Annotated in this window: 12 protein-coding genes; 6 read left to right on the forward strand and 6 right to left on the reverse strand. The window is 63.6% G+C overall.

Annotation, left to right across the window (positions count from 1 at the left end; genetic code table 11):
* Position 1: 1 nt before the first annotated feature.
* Positions 2 to 1,270, reverse strand: coding sequence for a hypothetical protein (locus GEV01_RS03005; RefSeq protein ID WP_152801556.1), 1,269 nt, complete (start codon positions 1,268 to 1,270; stop codon positions 2 to 4).
* Between the two features lie 199 nt (positions 1,271 to 1,469).
* Entirely contained in the window at positions 1,470 to 2,858 is a 1,389-nt protein-coding gene (locus GEV01_RS03010; RefSeq protein WP_175022896.1) for an alpha-L-fucosidase, read from the reverse strand.
* 205 nt (positions 2,859 to 3,063) lie between these two features.
* Between GEV01_RS03010 and GEV01_RS03015 the strand changes: the two genes are divergently transcribed.
* Positions 3,064 to 3,963: an alpha/beta hydrolase gene (locus GEV01_RS03015; RefSeq protein ID WP_152801561.1), complete on the forward strand. Its 900-nt coding sequence runs from the start codon at positions 3,064 to 3,066 to the stop codon at positions 3,961 to 3,963.
* A gap of 25 nt (positions 3,964 to 3,988) precedes the next feature.
* Here GEV01_RS03015 and GEV01_RS03020 read toward each other — a convergent pair whose 3' ends face one another.
* On the reverse strand, positions 3,989 to 5,911 hold the full coding sequence (locus tag GEV01_RS03020) for a glycoside hydrolase family 97 protein (protein ID WP_217428332.1): 1,923 nt from the start codon (positions 5,909 to 5,911) through the stop codon (positions 3,989 to 3,991).
* Between the two features lie 242 nt (positions 5,912 to 6,153).
* On the opposite strand from GEV01_RS03020, the gene GEV01_RS03025 reads away from it, so the two are divergent.
* From GEV01_RS03025 to GEV01_RS30900, 3 genes are read left to right on the forward strand one after another with little or no spacing between them, the layout of a single operon-like run.
* Positions 6,154 to 7,830 carry a sodium:solute symporter family transporter gene (locus GEV01_RS03025; RefSeq protein WP_152801563.1) on the forward strand — a complete coding sequence of 559 codons (1,677 nt, stop codon included), beginning with the start codon at positions 6,154 to 6,156 and terminating at the stop codon, positions 7,828 to 7,830.
* Between the two features lie 13 nt (positions 7,831 to 7,843).
* Positions 7,844 to 8,671 carry a carboxylesterase family protein gene (locus GEV01_RS30895; RefSeq protein WP_217428333.1) on the forward strand — a complete coding sequence of 276 codons (828 nt, stop codon included), beginning with the start codon at positions 7,844 to 7,846 and terminating at the stop codon, positions 8,669 to 8,671.
* Positions 8,668 to 9,165, forward strand: coding sequence for a carboxylesterase family protein (locus tag GEV01_RS30900; RefSeq protein ID WP_217428334.1), 498 nt, complete (start codon positions 8,668 to 8,670; stop codon positions 9,163 to 9,165). The genes GEV01_RS30895 and GEV01_RS30900 overlap by 4 nt, the downstream gene beginning before the upstream one ends.
* Here the strand turns inward: GEV01_RS30900 and GEV01_RS03035 are convergent.
* From GEV01_RS03035 to GEV01_RS03045, 3 genes are all read right to left on the reverse strand, one after another.
* Positions 9,162 to 10,364: a XylR family transcriptional regulator gene (locus GEV01_RS03035; RefSeq protein ID WP_152801565.1), complete on the reverse strand. Its 1,203-nt coding sequence runs from the start codon at positions 10,362 to 10,364 to the stop codon at positions 9,162 to 9,164. The genes GEV01_RS30900 and GEV01_RS03035 overlap by 4 nt on opposite strands.
* A gap of 207 nt (positions 10,365 to 10,571) precedes the next feature.
* Positions 10,572 to 11,807: an AraC family transcriptional regulator gene (locus GEV01_RS03040; protein ID WP_152801567.1), complete on the reverse strand. Its 1,236-nt coding sequence runs from the start codon at positions 11,805 to 11,807 to the stop codon at positions 10,572 to 10,574.
* A gap of 70 nt (positions 11,808 to 11,877) precedes the next feature.
* Positions 11,878 to 13,449 (reverse strand): GH39 family glycosyl hydrolase, encoded by a 1,572-nt coding sequence (locus tag GEV01_RS03045; protein ID WP_152801569.1) that lies wholly within the window; start codon positions 13,447 to 13,449, stop codon positions 11,878 to 11,880.
* Between the two features lie 180 nt (positions 13,450 to 13,629).
* Here GEV01_RS03045 and GEV01_RS03050 point away from each other — a divergent pair, with 180 nt between their 5' ends.
* Together GEV01_RS03050 and GEV01_RS03055 are read left to right on the forward strand one after the other, a co-directional pair.
* Entirely contained in the window at positions 13,630 to 15,975 is a 2,346-nt protein-coding gene (locus tag GEV01_RS03050; protein ID WP_152801571.1) for a glycoside hydrolase family 31 protein, read from the forward strand.
* Positions 15,972 to 17,537 carry a family 43 glycosylhydrolase gene (locus GEV01_RS03055; RefSeq protein WP_328595421.1) on the forward strand — a complete coding sequence of 522 codons (1,566 nt, stop codon included), beginning with the start codon at positions 15,972 to 15,974 and terminating at the stop codon, positions 17,535 to 17,537. Before GEV01_RS03050 ends, GEV01_RS03055 begins: the two co-directional genes overlap by 4 nt.
* The last annotated feature ends 1 nt before the right edge of the window (position 17,538 follow it).

Genomic DNA, 17,538 nt, shown 5'->3' on the forward strand with positions numbered 1-17,538 from the left:
GTTACTGGAAGGTGATAGGGCCGGTCAGCGTGAGCTGGGTCGTATAGGTCGGTTTGTCCGCGCCCGTGCTCGACACCGAGATGTTCGCGCTGTCGGCGCCGAACGAGATCTGGGAGATCGGGAAATCCTGCATCGCAAACCAGGGGTCCAGGCCCGTCAGGCCGCAAGCTTCCGTCACCGTGACGTCCTTCAGCGCGATGCTGTACTCGGCGGTGGTCGCGGTCGGCGTGACCTTGGCGCCCAGCTTCACATTGCAGGCGTCCAGTTTGCCGTTGTTCGGCTTGAGGTTGAACAGGCCGAGCACCAGCTCAACCGTGACCGTGTGATTGCCGCTGTTGACCCATTCCACGTTTTGCGCGAGTTTGAACTTCACCGTCGACTGGGAATCGATCCGCAAACCGACCGGCGTCGTGCCAGCCTTGAACAATTCCTTCAGGCCGGGGGCCAGCAGGTGCAAGCCATAGTAGGCGCCGAGCCCGCTGGCGGGTTTGTCCAGCTTGATATTGAAGGCGAAGTTGACACTGCTGCCATCGTCCGACGCGGTCTGAGCGCACCAGTTGTTGCACCACCAGCTATTCTCGCTCGAACCGGCGAAACCGTTGACCGTGCCGCCCTCCTTGGTGGTCGAGCCATCCTTGAAACCGCTGGCGTAAGTCAGCACAGGCGCCTTTTCGGTGCCGATCGGGATATTCTTGACCACCGACGTGGTGGCAAAGAAGTCATCGCCGGCCTGGGTGCCGGTAACGGTGCACAAGCCATTGGCGAGCTTGTTCAGCGTGGTGCCGCTGACGGTGCACACCGACGGCGTGCCTGAGGCAAAGGTGACGGGCAAGCCGGTGCTGGCCTGGGCCGTCAGCGCCACCGGCTGCGTATCGAGCGGCTGCGCGCCGGGGTTGCGGAAGATGACGATCTGCGGCCGTTTGGGAACCACGAACAGCTGACGCTCCGAGACCGGGGCATAGCCGGCATAGCCCGCCTGGGCCGCGGTCACCGCGCATTCGCCCGCTTTCAACAGCGACAGCGTGGCGCCGTCGACGGTACACACCGACGGCGTGTTCGAGGTGTAGGTGATCGGCCCGCCGGAACTGGCCGTCGCATTCAGCTTGGTGGTCGCAATCTCCGGAGGGAGTGCGACGGTGGCCCCGCCTGCGAACGGGAAGGAAATGGACTGCACCGCGCCGCCGCCATTGGCGTCGCTGCCACCGCCGCCGCAGGCGCTCAACAGTAATGCGGTGCCGGCAAGCGCGATTGCCGAAATATGGAATTTCATCGTTTGTCTCCTCATGGTTGCTCTTTTCTGATGCATTTTTTGTTCACTGCCTATTGCCTCGCTGTAGTAACCGCAAGGGGCAATTTATTTTCTGTGTAGCGACATTCGCCATCATGCGTGCGTCGATGTCGTCCGGCAATTGCGATATTGTCCAATGCAACATATAAATTCACGCAATTGACGGCCGCCGGTATGGCTGTTACTTCGGCACGGGCAGCGGCTTGATTGCGGTCGCCGGCGAATCCAGCTGCAAGGCGATGATGGTGTCGATATCGTTGCGCGCCGCAGACGGCACGGCCAGTTCGATGCCCTGCCCCGTCTGCGTGTACCGCACCGTACCGCCGGTCAGCACAGACGCGCCGACTATCCTGACTGGAATCGCGGGCAAGGCCAGCTTGTCCTGACCCTGCGGCCATTTCAGCACGTGGACGTAGATGGTCTGGTCGCGATGGGTTGACGCACCATACTCGCCCGGCAGGAAAGGACCGCCGCGCGTGGCGTAGATGCTCTTGCCGTACTGGCCCAGCCAGCCGCCGATCTCGCGCAGGCGTGCCGCTTGCGATGCATCGATCTGGCCGTCCGGAGCGGGGCCCACGTTCAGCAGCAGATTGCCGTCGCGTCCCGCCACGTTGGCCAGCAACTGCAAGTAGTGCTTGAGCGGCTTGGGCTGCATGTTGGGCTGGTAGCCCCACGCGCCGGCGATGGTGGTGCACAGTTCCCACGGATGCTCGTTGTCGAAATCGCCCAGCGCGCCGTCGCCCTCGCGCGAACGGAAGTCCGGCGGCATGTCGGCGCGGCCGTTGATGAGCACTTGCGGTTGCAGCCGGCGCAGTGTGGTGTGGACCTGGTCGTGCTGCCAGCTGAAGCCACCCTGATAGTGCTTGCCGTAGCCACGCTTCTTCCATTCTGCGATGGCCTCGGCGCCGGCCCACTCGCCGCTGAAGTTAAGCCAGTCGGTCTCGCCGCCGTCGAACCACAGCACGTCGATCTTGCCGTAGTTGGACATCAGCTTCTCGACTTGGCGGTGATACTGCGCCCGCATCGCCTCCGCGCTTTCGCGCTGCAGGTCGGGGAAGAAGAAGCCGGGGAAGCGCCAGTCCAGCGGCGAGTAGTACAGCCCCACGCCCAATCCCGCCTCGCGCACCGCCTTCACATACTCGGCCACGAAATCGCGGTGCGCGCCGCTTTTCACGCTGGTGTAAGGATTGTCGCCGTCGTCGAACAATGCGAACCCGTCGTGATGCCGCGCCGTCAGCACGGTGTACTTCATGCCGGCGGACTTGGCCAGCGAAGCCCAGGCCTTGGGATCGAAATGGGTGGGCTTGAACTGGTCGGCCAGCTTGGCGTATTGGTTGACTGGGATCTGCTCGCTCCACTGCACCCATTCGCCGCGGCCGGGTATCGAATACAAGCCCCAGTGGATGAACATGCCGAAGCGTGCCTCGCGCCACCACTGCACGCGTGCCGCCTGTTCGCTATCGGCGGGCGCCTGCGCCATCACAGGATTCGGCGTCATGGCTGCTGCACACAGCAAGCCCGCCAGCATTGAGCTCATGCGGCGCACGTTGGTTTTGAATGTCGTCTTCAAAGTCTCTTCCTCTTCTATTTTGTTCAGCATAAAAACCGGCTCAAGATAGATAGAAAATAATTCAAAGGCAAGCCAAGTTTCCCGAACTTTCCGTTTTGCGAAATTTCGAACGTCGCGTTCATCAAATTAGTAATCGCGCCTCGCTTACCATTTTTCTGCTGGCCTACGCCAACGCGTTTAACTCCCTATCAAGGAAATCCACACCATGCGAAAAGCCATACTGGCACTGCTGTTGCTCACCGCTGCCACAGCCCAGGCTCAAACCAAAGTACTCACGCTCTGGCCGGAGGGCGTGCCCAACGCCAGGACCGCGCCCGGGCCGGAACAGCTGGACGGAGAGCGCGTCAGCAACGTCAGCCAGCCCACGTTGACGGTGTACCCGGCCACCTACGACCGGCAGGCCCGGACCGCGGTCGTCATCTGTCCCGGCGGCGGTTACTCCTTCCTGTCCGACACCCGCGAAGGACAGCAATACGCGCAATGGCTTTCAAGCTTGGGCGTGACGGCCTTCGTGCTGAAGTACCGGCTGTCCGATTACGGCCATCCCGCGCCGCTGCAGGACGTGCTGCGGGCGATCCGCACGGTGCGTTCGCATGCGGCCGAATATGGCGTCGCGCCGGACCGCATCGGCGTCATGGGCAGCTCGGCCGGCGGACACCTGGCCGCCAGCGCCGCCACGCTGTACAACCATCCGGCCGGCCGCACCGGCGCGGCGCTGGACGCGGTCAGCGCCCGGCCCGATTTCGCGATGCTGATGTATCCGGTCATAACGATGGAAGAACCGGCGGTGCACGCCGGATCGCGCCAGGCTTTGCTGGGCGCTGCGCCCTCGCCCGATCAGATGCGGCTGATGTCGGTCGAGCGGCAGGTCAACGCCGATACTCCGCCGACGCTGCTGATCCATTCGCAGGACGACGGTCTGGTGCCGGTCGAGAACAGCATCCTGTTTTACCAGGCCCTGACCCGCGCCCACGTGCCGGCCGAGATGTACCTGTTCGAGCACGGTGGTCACGGCATGGCCATGCGCCTGGGCCAGGGCACGGCGTCGGACTGGCCGCGCCGTGCCGAGGAATGGCTGCGCGGACGCCAGTTGATCCCCCGCTAAGAGGACCGGCGCCCGCACCAGGTGCTTACAACGGTTCCAGAATCACCGCCGCGCCGCCGCCTGGCGCCAGGCGTAACTCCAGCACGTCGGCGGGGCCGACCTCGCGCTCCACCCGGCGCAACTCATTGGGTGTGGCGCCGTCTTCCCAGACAGTGGCGCGGTACCTGCCAGGCGCCAGGAAACGCAGCGGCACGCGCTCCGTGGCGCCGGCTGGTTCCTCGGCCCGCATCGCGCCGACGTACCAACTGCGGCCCTGCCGCCGCGCCAGCACGATATCGCGCCCCGGCTCGCCGGACAGGAAGCGCGTCTCGTCCCAGGCTGCCGGCACGCGCCGGACGAAATCGAAACCGGCCGCGTCGCGATAGGCTTCCGGCGCATCGGACACCATTTGCAGCGGGCTGTCGTAGACCACATACATGGCCAGCGCCTGGCCGCGCGTGGTCTGCGTCAGCGGCAGCACGTCGCGCACTTTGAAGCTGGCCGTGGTGCCGTTGCGGAAGCCGCCCGGCGTGTAGTCCATCGGACCGGTCAACATGCGCGTGTACGGCAGCATCAGGTTGTGCTGCGGCGTCACGCTGCTATCCAGCTTGTTCCATTCGGCGCCCAGCACGCCCTCCTGCGTGATGAAGTTCGGGTAGGTGCGCTGCAGGCCGGCCGGAACATAGGCGCTGTGCAGGTCCAGCAGCAGCTTGCGCTCCGCGGTGGCGGCGGCGATGCGGTAGTAGAACGCCACCATGTCCTGGTCGTCGCGGTTCATGAAGTCGACCTTGACGCCCTTGATGCCCCAGCGCGCGTAAGTATCGAGCACCTCGTCCATGCGCGGTGCGATGTGCTCCCAATGGGCCCACAGCAGCAGGTCGACGCCTTTCGCGGCGGCGTAGCGCACCAGTTCCGGCATGTCGATGCCGTCGGCCGCGCGGGTGATGTCGGTGCCGGGCAACGCTATCCAGCAATCGGGACCGGAGCCCCAGGCCCAGCCGGCGTCGATCAGGTAGTAGCGCAAGCCGGAGGCCGCGGCGAAATCGATGAAGCGGCGATAGCTGTCCATGTCCGGCTTCAATCCCGACACGGGGCCCGACCACCAGTCCCACGCCGCCTTGCCCGGCTGGACCCAACGGAAGTCCTGCGTCGGCTGCGGATTCAGGTTGCCGATCAGGTGCGAGGCGATCATGTCGCCGGCACGGTCGCCCATCATCACCACGCGCCAGGCGGTGGTCAGTCCGGCCGGCGATACATATGCGGGCGCGGGCCGCTCCGGTGTTGCCGACAGCCGCACCTGCAGCGCGCTGCCTTCGCGCCACAGCGAAGCCCCGGTGTAGCCGGCCAGGTTGGCCTGGGTGATCGCGTAGGAGCTGCGCCCCGATGCGGTGGTGCAGACCACCGGCACATCGTAGGCGACGCCGTCGCGTAATGCCGACACCTTGCTGCGCTCGAACGGCTTTTCGTGCGAGCCGATGGCGACCGACACCAGGCACTCCGGGTCCGCCGCCGGCACGAAGGCGGTGCGTTCGCCGCGCAGGCGCACCGGCGCGGCATCGTCGATGCGGTAGCGGAAGGCGATGCCATCGTCATAGGCCCGCACATCGAGCAGCAGGCGCCGACCAGCCGGTGCCTGTTCGCGGAACACCAGCGTCGTGCCGTTGTAGCGGTCGCGTGTGCTGGAGGCCTTGGTGGCCACCAGCGGGATCACGCGGTTGACCTTGACATCCTCGCGCCGTTCCAGCACCAGCGGGCCGAAGCCAGGGGCGCCGTCCAGTTCAAGCCCCAAGGGCGACGCCGCGATGATGGTTTCGCCACGGCGGACTATCGAAAACTGGCTGGCGTCACGGGCGATGCGGATCGCCGCGCTGCCGTCCGGCGAGGCCAGCACGGCCGGTCCCTGGGCGGCCGTCGCCGCCACCGGAGCCATCATGCAGGCGACGGCAACGGTCGGTAAAAATCGTTTCATTCTGCTTCCTTTTCTCAGTTGTGCGGAATTTTCTGCGTGCTGGCGAATTGTGTGTCCTGAGGCGCAACGTCTTCATTACAAAAATCACCAAGCTGACGAATGAAAATTTCGAACCGGCACGGAAGCTTCCATGCGGCGGGCAGTAATGAGCAATAATGTTTTCGCATTGAATTGACAACAGGGCCCCGGCGCGCAGCGCACGGTTGCCCATCCAGAGACAACCTTTTCACCGTGAGCCTTTAATGAGCACATTTTCGACCATCGACCTGATCGTCTTCCTCTGTTATTTCGTCCTGGTGGCCGGTTACGGCCTCTGGGTCTACCGGCGCAAGCAAGCAGGTTCCGGTTCCGCCTCGCACGACTATTTCCTGGCCGAGGGTTCCTTGACCTGGTGGGCCATCGGCGCCTCGCTGATCGCCTCCAACATCTCGGCCGAGCAGTTCATCGGCATGAGCGGCTCCGGCTACCGCATCGGCATGGCCATCGCCGTCTATGAGCTGATGGCGGCCGCCACGCTGGTGATCGTGGCCGTGTTCTTCATGCCGGTCTACCTGAAGAACCGCATCTACACCATGCCGCAATTCCTCGAACAGCGTTACGGCAAGGCGGTGGCCACCACCATGGCGCTGTTCTGGCTGGGCCTGTACGTCGTGGTCAACCTGACCTCCATCCTGTACCTGGGCGCGCTGGCCATCAGCAGCCTGTCGGGCATCGGCCTGCTGCCGTGCATGCTGTTCCTGGCCGTCTTCGCGGCGATCATCACGCTGGGCGGCATGAAGGTGATCGGCTACACCGACGTGGTGCAAGTGACCTGCCTGGTGATCGGCGGCCTGGTAACGACCTGGCTGGCGCTGGACATGGTGGCCAACCTGGCCAATCAACACGGTGCATTGGCCGGTTTCTCGGAGCTGTATGCGCGCGCCCATGACCACTTCGAAATGATCCTCAAGCGCGACAACGCCAACTACATGGACCTGCCGGGCCTGTCGGTACTGCTGGGCGGCATGTGGATCGTCAACCTGAACTACTGGGGCTGCAACCAGTACATCACCCAGCGCGCGCTCGGCGCCGACCTGCCGACCGCACGCAAAGGCTTGCTGTTCGCGGCCTTCCTGAAATTGCTGATGCCAGTGATCGTGGTCCTGCCAGGCATCGCCGCCTTCGCGCTGGACAAGTCCGGCGCACTGGGCGGCGCCATGACCCAGGGCGGCGAGCTGAATCCGGACCGCGCCTACCCTATCCTGCTGAACCTGCTGCCATCTGGCCTGAAAGGCATCGCCTTCGCCGCGCTGACCGCCGCCGTGGTGGCCTCGCTGGCCGGCAAGGCCAACAGCATCGCCACCATCTTCACGCTCGACATCTACAAGAAGTCCTTCAACAAGGCTGCCGATGAAAAACGCATGGTGTGGATCGGCCGCGTGTCGGTGGTGGTGGCCATGGTGCTGGCGGTGATCATTGCCCCGATGCTGGGCATCGACAAGAAAGGCGGCTTCCAGTACATCCAGGAATACACGGGCTTCGTATCGCCCGGCATCCTGGCCATGTTCCTGATGGGCTTCTTCTGGAAGAAAACCACTTCCGGAGCGGCCATGTTCGCCACCATAGGCGGCCTGCTGGGCTCGATCTTCCTGAAGTTCCTGCCGCAGATGATGGACCTGTCCTTCCTGGCGCCGATCGGCTTCGCCAAGCTGACTTCCGCCGGCGTGGCCGAGATCCCCTTCCTTGACCGCATGTTCATCGTGTTCTTCTTCGTGGTCGGCGGCATGGTGCTGATCAGCAAACTGGCCGAAGCCAAGCGCGACGATACGATCAAACACCTGCATATCGATACCGCGCTGTTCCGCGTCGACGGGGCTTTTGTATTCGGCTCTGCGGTCATCGGGCTGGTGCTGACGACTATCTACGGCGTTTGGTGGTAAAGGCTGGCCAGGTATGATGTCTGTACGCGGGCTCAGCCTGGCCATCTTCGGCTTGCTGGCCCTGGCGACCCCGCTGACCCATGCCATTCCGCTAACCAGTCCGGTCAACGTCACCGGCGGCGCCATCGTCGGCATGCAGGCCGACACCCACAGGACCTACTTAGGCATCCCGTTCGCCGCGCCGCCGGTCGGCGATTTCCGTTGGCGCGCGCCGCAACCGGTGGTGCCATGGACGGGCTTAAAGTTGACCACCAGCTTCTCGCCGGCATGCGCCCAGACTGCGGACTGGATCACGAATCCGAAAAGCGAGGATTGCCTGTACCTGAACCTCTGGACGCCCAACAAGGCGAACAAGCTGCCCGTCATCGTGTGGATTCATGGCGGCGGCATGTATGGAGGCACCGCCGCCGTACCCGTCCAGAACGGCGCCAATCTGGCCAAGCGCGGTGCGGTTGTCGTCACGCTCAATTATCGCCTCGGCATATTCGGCTTCTTCGCGCACCCGGAACTGAGCGCCGAATCGCCCTCGCACACCTCCGGCAACCAGGGCATCCTGGACCAGATCGCGGCATTGCACTGGGTGAAGAACAACATCGCGGCCTTCGGCGGCGACCCTGAGCGCGTCACGATCATGGGCAATTCATCGGGTGGCGAATCGGTCGGGCTGCTGGTCGCCACACCACTGGCCCAAGGCCTGTTCCAGCGCGCCGTGGCCGAAAGCGGCAACGACGCCCTGCCGATCAGACCTGACGACAGTCACCGCTTCGACCAGAACGCCGCAGCCGAAGCGAAAGGCCTGGCGCTTGCCAAGTCCGTCGGCGCGGAACATCTGGCCTGGTGACTACGCTGCTGGGTCACGCGCCGTCCGAGCGCATGCTGGCGGCCTACCCGGGCGGCAGCGACGCACAGGCTGTCGCGTCCATCCACCAACTGACCAACGACTGGTGGGGTTGGCGCATGGAACACTGGGCCGCACTGCAGGCGAAATACGGCCGCGCCAAACCGTATGTCTACTACTTCGCCCACCGCCCGGCCGCGCCAGCGACGCCGTGCAACTGGGGTTGCGGCGCTGGTCATGGCGTGGAAATTCAATACCTGTTCGACAATCTGGACATCGACGGCCGCGCTTGGGCGCCAGCCGACCGGCAGTTGGCCTCGCGCCTGGCCGACACCGTGATCCAGTTTGCCAGCACCGGTGCCCCGACCGGAAAAGGCTTGCCGGCCTGGCCCGTGTTCGACGGGACGCCGGCGACCACGCTGCGCATAGGCAGCGAGGCGGAGCTGAAACAACATCCGCTGCCCGATTTCACCCTGTTTCCACAGGTCGCGGACTAGGCGCAGGCCAGCTGCGCTTCGCTTGTGCCCAATACGCGTTCGCGATAGGCACGCGGAGTGCAGCCCAGTTCACGCTTGAACACCAGATGCATGTACTGGGGCGACGTAAAGCCGCAATCCAGCGCCACGTCGGCAATGCTGCGCGCCCCGTCTTCCACGCCGGCTTTCGCGGCTTCCAGCTTGAAGTGCAGGATGGCGTCATGCACGCTGCAGCCCAGCTCCTGGCGGAAGTAGGTTTCCAGCGACGAGCGCGAGACTCCCACGTATTCCGCCACCTGGTCGGTCTTGATGCCCTGGCAGGCGTACTGGCGGATGAAGTGCTGGGCCCGCATCACATGGGGATGCTTGAGCGGCTGGTGCTGGCTGGACGCAAACACATTGATGCCGGCCGGCGGCACGTGGATGCGGGTGTCCGCCAGACGCCCGCCGTGCAGCATCTGGTCCAGCAAGTGGGCCGCCGTGCGCCCCATTTCCTGCGCACCCTGGATCACAGAGCTGAGCGGAATGCGGGTCAGCATGCGCACCATGGGGTCGTTGTCGATGCCGATCAGCGCCACCTGCTCCGGCACCGCGATGCCGGCGATGGTGCAGGCTTGCAGCAACTGGCGCGCACGGGCGTCGGTCACGGCGATGATGCCGACCGGTTTAGGCAGGCTGCGCAGCCAGGCGATCTGCCCCTGGACCGCATCGTCCCACGAAGAGGCGCTGGTTTCGCAGCCGCGGAAAATTTCGGCTTCCATCTGGTCTTCCTGCGCCAGGGAGCGAAATGCATGTTCGCGCTCCTGCGCCCAGCGTTGTTCCGGCGCCTTGGGCAGGCTGAACAAGGCGAAGCGCTGCAGGCCGACATCGATCAAATGGTCGCGCGCAAGCTTGATGAGTTTGTAATTATCGGTTGCCACGTACGGCACACCTTGCGGATAGTTGGCCTGGTCCACGTAGGAGCCGCCCACCGCCACCACCGGAACGCGGCAACGGGATAATGCTTGCGCCACGGCCGGATCGTCAAAATCGGCAATGATGCCATCGCCCTGCCAATGTTCGATGCCATTCAGGCGCAAGCGGAAATCTTCTTCGAGGAATAAATCCCAGGCAGAACGCCTGCTGCCCAGATAAGCGCCTATGCCGGTGATGATTTCACGGTCAAAGCTCTTGTTCGCGTTAAACAACAGCGCAATACGATGCGATTTGGTGGTATTCATTCCCACCTCATCGTTTGGCAGCGAAATACTTCATGATCTTGTCTCCTTTAGTATTGTTATTACGTTTTCGCTCTGGTGGCGAATAACGGCATTAACACTGCGGGGGCGTTGATTGCTTAAACTAACCCACAACTAAAGCATATGACGTTCAGGCGTGGAGACGCTAACGCCAACGGAGAGATTTCTAGCAAAATGCAGAAATTGCGATCATTTCTGCAAAAAGTGCAAGTGGTCAGGTCGAGGTGTCTGCCGGGACGGTCGGCGGAGAGGATGTTGAAAGTTGCTGAGTTGCTGAGTTGCAACTGAGCGGAAGGCTTTCGGCGTACAGTCGTATTCTTCCTTGAAGAGCTTATTAAAATACGACACGTTCGCATAACCTACAGAATAGGCTATTTCAGCGACCGCCGCACTGTTTTTTTCGGCCAGTAATCGGGCCGCCTCGGTCAGCCGCAATTTATTCAGGTAGCTGGTGAATGTCATGTCCAGCTCTGTTTTAAGAACCTCATTGACTTTATTGCGGTTGGCGCCGGTTCCATTGACTACGCATTCAAGATCCAATTCAGGATTGGTGTAATTAGTGGCGATAAAACGCAATACCGATGCTTTTTCTTTATCCTTATACGGCTCCAGCGTCAATTGGCGGTAAGCCACCAAGGGCAGGTCCTTCTTCATTTTCGACTCGAGGCTCGCGATCAGCGCGCGCGTATGGGCCCGGAAAAACCAGATGCCGAAGATGGCCAGGCTGGCCGCTATGGCGACGGCCAATGCGTAGAGATAGCGATAATCGCGGCCATGCAGCGTCAGCTCGCTGATCTCAACGTAGGACGCCACGTTGCGTGGGCTGTTACTACTGGTTCCAAACAGGATCTTCGCCACGTGGTCCAGCTTGTACGCCTGCTGCGACAGGTTGAGCTTCATGGCGTCAAACCACCACTCCGGCTGGGAAAGCCGGTTCAGGTCCAGCGACACCGGCACGCCCTGCTCGTTACAGGAAAAGTAGCTGCCCGGCGAACGGTAGGTCTCGAATTTTCCGATCTTGGAGAAGCTCGGGTCAAAGTTGGTAATGACCAGAAAAATCGAATTGGCGGGCGAGCATTTGGCCAGCAACGACACGCTGCTGTACTTCGACCAGTCCGCAAAGGCCGGCCGCCCCTTGTCGTCGTCCAGTGCCAGCTCGCTGGACAGGAAGGGATAGCGCGCCTTGTCCGTCAGCACGAAGTCCATCCGCATGCGTTCGTGCGAAGCGTCGGGCAGGCGTACAGTCGACGAGCCGCCGGTAACAACGTCCGAGTAAGTGCCGTAGTGCCAGCGGGCGCCATCGGTTTTCGCCGGCAGCAGGGAAAGCGACAGATAGCTCTGATATACCAAAGCACATGCCAGCAGCGCGTCCGCAAGCACCAGGAAAATGAGCGCTAGCAGCGCCTTCTTATAAAACTCTTGCATACCATACCGTGGGGTGAACTGTCTCGGCGCATCATAACAGTTCAGTCCCCTACCGGCGATTCCCGCATGCCTACTTGCCGATGCGCTGCAGGGTCATGAGCGTGATGTCGTTGCTGCGCATGGGCACGCGGACCTCGGCCGTGCCGCGTGCGCCGATCTTCAGCTCACGCGTGGTTTCCGGCGTATCAGTCGTCAGCCCCTGCAAGCGGGCCAGTTGCTCCGGCGTCAGCGCCTTCGGTGCGCCCATCTCGATGTAGGCCGAATACGCATCATTGGCCTGGTAGCCGGTACGGCGCAGCTGCAGCCGGTACTTGCCAGCCTTGAGATTGCGTAGTTGCAGAGCCACCGGTGCGGCCGGCCCGGCCGGCACCAGCCGGCTGTAGAACGAACGGTTGCTCAAGGTCTGCTTGGGCTGCTGGAAGTCCCACACCAGTGCGCTGACCGTATTGCCGTCGGAGGCCGCCATCGCCAGGTCGTCCGCCAGCGGTATCGCCTTGCCCTGCAAGGCATGCAGGTATTTGTAGGCGAAGTAAGCCGGCTTGCGGATACCCTCGCGGTTCAGCAGGCCGAAGCCGCCGTGGAATGGCGTGTCCGGCGGGCCCGGTTCCTCGAACAGGTCGCTATACACCCAGTAGCTCATGGCCTGCACCAAGCCTTGCGTGCCCTTCAGCTTGCTCAGGATGTAGGGCGCGCTGACATAAGAGTCGTGCACCAGGTCGCGCGGCGTATAGCTGGTGCTCCACTCGCTGAAGTACAGCGGCAGCTTGGGGAACGGCGAGGCCGCGATCTGCTCGCGGACCCGGCGCACGTCGCCGATGACGGCATCCGGCGACGGCGACAGCTTGGTATCGTCAACGCCCTTCTCGTCCAGGAAGCCGCTCTCGACGCCATAGGTATGGGTGGTCACGAAATCGACGGCGGCCCCGCTCTGCTTGACGTGCGCCAGGAACTCCGGCACCCACGCCGCGCCCGCGGTCGACGGGCCACCCACGCGCAGCGCCGGGTCGATGGCCTTGATGGTGCGCGCCGTCAGGTCGTACAGGGCGAAATAGGCAGGCTGGTCGGCGCGCTCCCAGAAGCCGTCCAGATTGGGCTCGTTCCATACCTCGAAGTACCAGCTGTGCACTTCCTCCTGTCCGTAGCGGGCGATGATGTGGTGGATGAAGGCGTCCACCAGCGCCTGCCATGCGGCCGGCTCCGGATGCGAGGTGTTGCCCTCCCAGTAGAACACCTTGTTGTTCGAGGTGGCCATGGCCTTGGGCGTGAAGCCCAGCTCCACGAAGGGCTTGATGCGGCGGGCCAGCATATTGTCGTACAGCTGGTCGATCTTGGTCCAGTCGTAGACGGTCTTGCCGTTCTCGACGCGCACGGTGCCCAGCACGTCATGGAAGATGGCGTGGAAACGCAGATAGCGGAAGCCGAGTTCGTCCACGGCGGTCTTGAGCTGCCCCATGCTGTCGTCGCGGATCAGCGTGCCCGGGTAGTCCGAGCCGACCGACAGGTCGAAGAAACGGTCCACCGGCTGCTGCGCGCGCGCCGCGTCGACGACGATGTTGCGCACCGCGTCGGCGGCCCGGGTGGTGGGATGGGTCAGGCACAACGCGGCCAGCGTGGCCAGCAATGTATGGTGCAGATGCTTCATGCGACAGGTCTCCTGGTTGGTCTTCGCCGCATGCTATCACCGCCTTTTCCGTTTGAAACGGGTCCGGGCGCCACTTGCTACGAATCATGCACCGGATTGGTGATTTTCATAATTGCCCCGCCGGAAACACGTGCGCACAATACCTCACACTCAACAACAATACATCCAATTGGAGAAGACATGGTATTACGCCACCAGCGTTGGCTGCTCGCCGCATCGATGACAGCACTGACCAGCGCAGCATACGGAGCGCCCGCCGCGCCGCTCGCAACACTCGACCGTGACGGCGCCTGGGTCACGGTAGAAGCCTACGGCCCCAACGTGGTGCACGTCACCATCGCCGCCGACAAGGCCGAGGCGCTCAAAGGCCCCGGCTACGGCATCCTGGCCGGCAACGCCGACCACGCCGCCTTCCGCCACAGCGGCGGCAAGGATGGCGACAGCTTCACCTCCTCCGCGCTGAGCCTGAACATCAATCCGGCACCGGCGCCGCGCGTTCCTTCGATGAGCGAGAAATACTTCGCCCCCCAACTGGCGCCGGTCGCGCTGCAAGTCAAGAACGCGCTCGGACAAACCATCCTCAACATGACCGGCTGGGACATGGCCCCCACCACCGTCAACGGCGAGAAAACCTTCCAGGTCGGCGCCTCCTTCGCCGCCCCTGCGGATGAGCACTACTACGGCATGGGCCAGAACCAGGAGTCCACCGGCCCGCTCGACCTGCGCGGCCGCGTGATCGACTGCCAGCACTGGTACGACGCCCCGGCCGGCGAATCGGTCTGCGTGCCGTTCATGGTGTCGTCCAAAGGCTATGGCATCGTCTGGGACAATCCTTCGCCGACCCGCCTGGTGGCCGCCATCAATGGCCGCACCAGCCTGCAATCCAAGGTGGGCGAGCGCCTGAGCTTCTTCATCATCACCGGCAAGAGCGCCGACGAAATCTACGCCGGCTATGCGCGCGTCACCGGCAAGACTCCTATCCCGCCCAAGGCCGCCTTCGGCCTGATCCAGTCCAAGGCCCGCTACGAAAGCCAGCAGGAGGTGCTGCGCGTGGCCAAGACCTACCGCGAGAAACGCTACCCGCTGGACATCATGGTGGTCGACTGGTTCTACTGGACCCGCATGGGCCAGCTCGATATCGACCCGGCGCAATTCCCCGATCCCGACGGCATGAACCGCCAGTTGCACGACATGGGCATGCAGTCGATCGTCTCGATCTGGCCGCGCTTTGAAACGGGCAGCCGCTACTTCAACGAGCTGGACTCCAAAGGCTATCTGCTGAAGGACAAGGACGGCAAGACCGTCGACGGCCTGCCCTTCCGCTCCGACCGCACCGGCGGCCTGATCGACGCCACCAACCCTGCCGCCCGCAAGTGGTTCTGGGAACGCTCCCGCGACAACATCCTGTCGCACGGCTTCGACTACCCATGGCTGGACGAGACCGAACCGGACCTGGTACCGGACGGCTACGTCTATTCGATAGGCTCCGGCGACCGCTACCACAACCTGTTCCCGCTGCTGCACGTGGAAGGCTTTGCCGACGGCATGCGCGCCTGGAAGCCCAACAAACGGCGCCTGATCCTGTCGCGCGCGGCCTACCTCGGCTCTCAGCGCACCGGCGCGCTGTTCTGGTCCTCGGACGTCCACCCAAGCTGGGAGGCGCTGGCCCGCCAGATCCCAACCGGCCTGAACATGACCGCCTCCGGCATCGCCTACTGGGGCAATGACATCGGCGGCTGGCAGTGGCTGCCCCAGTCGACCCAGGCCACGCAGGCGCCGCTGCTCGATCCGTCCGGCGCGCGCGACACGGTCGGCCAGAACCATGACTACCCCGAACTGTTCACGCGCTGGTTCCAGTACGGCACCTTCCTGCCCACCTTGCGCATACATGGCGACCGCAAGCACACCGAGCTGTGGGAATTCGGCCAGCCCGCCGAGGCCATCCTGGCGCGCTTCGACCGCCTGCGCTACCAGCTGCTGCCCTACCTCTACAGCCAGGCCAAGCAGACCTACGACACCGGAGCTCCGTTCATGCGTCCGCTGTGGATGGACTTCCCGCAGGATCCGAACGTCGCCAACATCGGCACGCAGTACATGTTCGGCCCGGCCTTCCTGGTGGCGCCCGTGACCGCACAGGGCCAGACCGAGAAAGATATCTACCTGCCGGCCGGCAGCGACTGGTACGACTTCTGGACCAATGAGAAGCACTCGGGTGGCCGCTGGATCAAGGCCGCTGCGCCTATCGACCGCATACCGGTGTTCGTCAAGGCAGGCTCCATCGTGCCGCTGGGATCGGAAATCCAGTCGACCGCAAGCAAGCAATCCATTGCCGAGATCCGCGTCTACCCAGGCCGCGACGGCCAGTTTGCGCTGTACGACGACGACGGCATTTCCTACGACTACGAACAGGGCAAAGGCAACCTCACTCGCCTGCAATGGAACGATGCGACGCACAGCCTGAGCGTCAGCGGCGCCGACAAGGACCTGGCGCGCACCGCGCAGCAGCTGCTCAAGGTGGCCAAGTGAAGCGGCGCGAACTGTTCAAGGCGGCGCTGGCCGGCGCCGCCGGCACACAGCTGAACGGCGCGCTGGCGGCGCCCATCGCCCGCGCCGGGCGCGGCATCGAAGGCCAGCGCAAGGCCGACCTCGGCAACGGCACCTACGTCAACCCCATCATCGGCGGCGACCATGCCGACCCGACCGTACTGAAAGACGGCGACGATTACTACATGACGTTCTCGTCCTTCATGTCCTACCCCGGCGTCGTGATCTGGCATTCGCGCGACCTCGTCAACTGGACGCCGCTGACCGCCGCCCTCAGCAAGCCCATCGGCTCGGTCTGGGCCATGGACCTGGTCAAGCACCAGGGCCGCTACTACATCTACATTCCCGCCGGCGGCACGATCCACGTCATCCACGCCGAACAGATGCGCGGCCCGTGGAGCGATCCGATCGACCTCAAACTGGCCGACTGCATCGACCCCGGCCACGCGGTGGGCGAAGACGGCAAGCGCTACCTGTTCGTTAACGGCGTGCGCCGCGTTGCGCTGAGCGACGACGGGCTGTCCATCGCCGGCAAGCTGGAGCACGCCTACCAGCCCTGGCGCTACCCGGACGACTGGGTGGTGGAGATGTTCGCGCCGGAAGGCCCTAAGGTCTTCCGCCGTGGACCGTGGTTCTACATGGTGCTTGCGGTGGGCGGCACCTCCGGCCCGGCCACCAGCCACATGGTGATCGCGGCCCGCTCACGCTCCATCCATGGCCCGTGGGAGAATTGTCCGCACAACCCCATCGTGCATACCGCCAGCGCCGACGAGCCGTGGTGGTCGCGCGGCCACGCCAGCGTGGTCGAAGGGCCGGGCGGCGACTGGTGGATGGTCTATCACGGTTACGAGAACGGCTTCCGCACGCTGGGCCGGCAAGCCCTGCTGGAGCCAATCGAGTGGACCGCCGACGGCTGGTTCCGTGCCAAGGGCGGCAAGCTGGCCAAGGCTTTGCCCAAGCCCAGGGGTGGCACGGCTGGTCCGTCCGGGTTGGCCCTTTCCGACGATTTCTCCAGCACCAGATTCGGCGTGCAATGGAGCTTCTTCGCCCCTGAACCGGACGAGATGCGACGCGTGCGCTACGAGGACAACAGCCTGGTCATCCGTGGCAAGGGCAATTCACTGGGCGATTCATCGCCGCTGACCTGCATCACCGGCGACCGCGATTACGAGGCCTCCGTGGTGCTGGAAATGTCGGACGATGCGCAAGGCGGCCTGACGCTGTTCTACAGCCAGCGCGGCTACTGCGGCGTGGGATTCAGCAGGAAGAAAATGTTCACCTACCAGTACGGCGAGGAACAGAGCTGGATGCGCGAGGACATCAATGCGGAGCGCGTGCATATCAGAGTCACCAACCGTTCCCAGGTCGTGACCTTTCACTATTCGCTCGATGGAGAGCGCTGGATCAAGCACTCGTGGCAGGTGGACGTGTCGGGATTCCATCACAATACCTTCGGCGGCTTCCTCAGCCTGAAGCCGGGGATCTTCAGTACGGGCAAAGGCGAGGTGCGGGCGCGGAACTTCCGCTACCGCGCCCTCGCATAAG

Origin of the sequence: Rugamonas rivuli (assembly GCF_009380165.1) — a bacterium.
GTDB classification, from domain to species: domain Bacteria; phylum Pseudomonadota; class Gammaproteobacteria; order Burkholderiales; family Burkholderiaceae_D; genus Rugamonas; species Rugamonas rivuli.

What these genes read in the sequence shown, in the direction of transcription:
- GEV01_RS03005 (WP_152801556.1), bottom strand. Translation starts at nt 1,270, where the DNA reads ATGAAATTCCATATTTCGGCAATCGCGCTTGCCGGCACCGCATTACTG.
- GEV01_RS03015 (WP_152801561.1), top strand. Translation starts at nt 3,064, where the DNA reads ATGCGAAAAGCCATACTGGCACTGCTGTTGCTCACCGCTGCCACAGCC.
- GEV01_RS03020 (WP_217428332.1), bottom strand. Translation starts at nt 5,911, where the DNA reads ATGAAACGATTTTTACCGACCGTTGCCGTCGCCTGCATGATGGCTCCG.
- GEV01_RS03025 (WP_152801563.1), top strand. Translation starts at nt 6,154, where the DNA reads ATGAGCACATTTTCGACCATCGACCTGATCGTCTTCCTCTGTTATTTC.
- GEV01_RS30895 (WP_217428333.1), top strand. Translation starts at nt 7,844, where the DNA reads ATGATGTCTGTACGCGGGCTCAGCCTGGCCATCTTCGGCTTGCTGGCC.
- GEV01_RS03035 (WP_152801565.1), bottom strand. Translation starts at nt 10,364, where the DNA reads ATGAATACCACCAAATCGCATCGTATTGCGCTGTTGTTTAACGCGAAC.
- GEV01_RS03040 (WP_152801567.1), bottom strand. Translation starts at nt 11,807, where the DNA reads ATGCAAGAGTTTTATAAGAAGGCGCTGCTAGCGCTCATTTTCCTGGTG.
- GEV01_RS03045 (WP_152801569.1), bottom strand. Translation starts at nt 13,449, where the DNA reads ATGAAGCATCTGCACCATACATTGCTGGCCACGCTGGCCGCGTTGTGC.
- GEV01_RS03050 (WP_152801571.1), top strand. Translation starts at nt 13,630, where the DNA reads ATGGTATTACGCCACCAGCGTTGGCTGCTCGCCGCATCGATGACAGCA.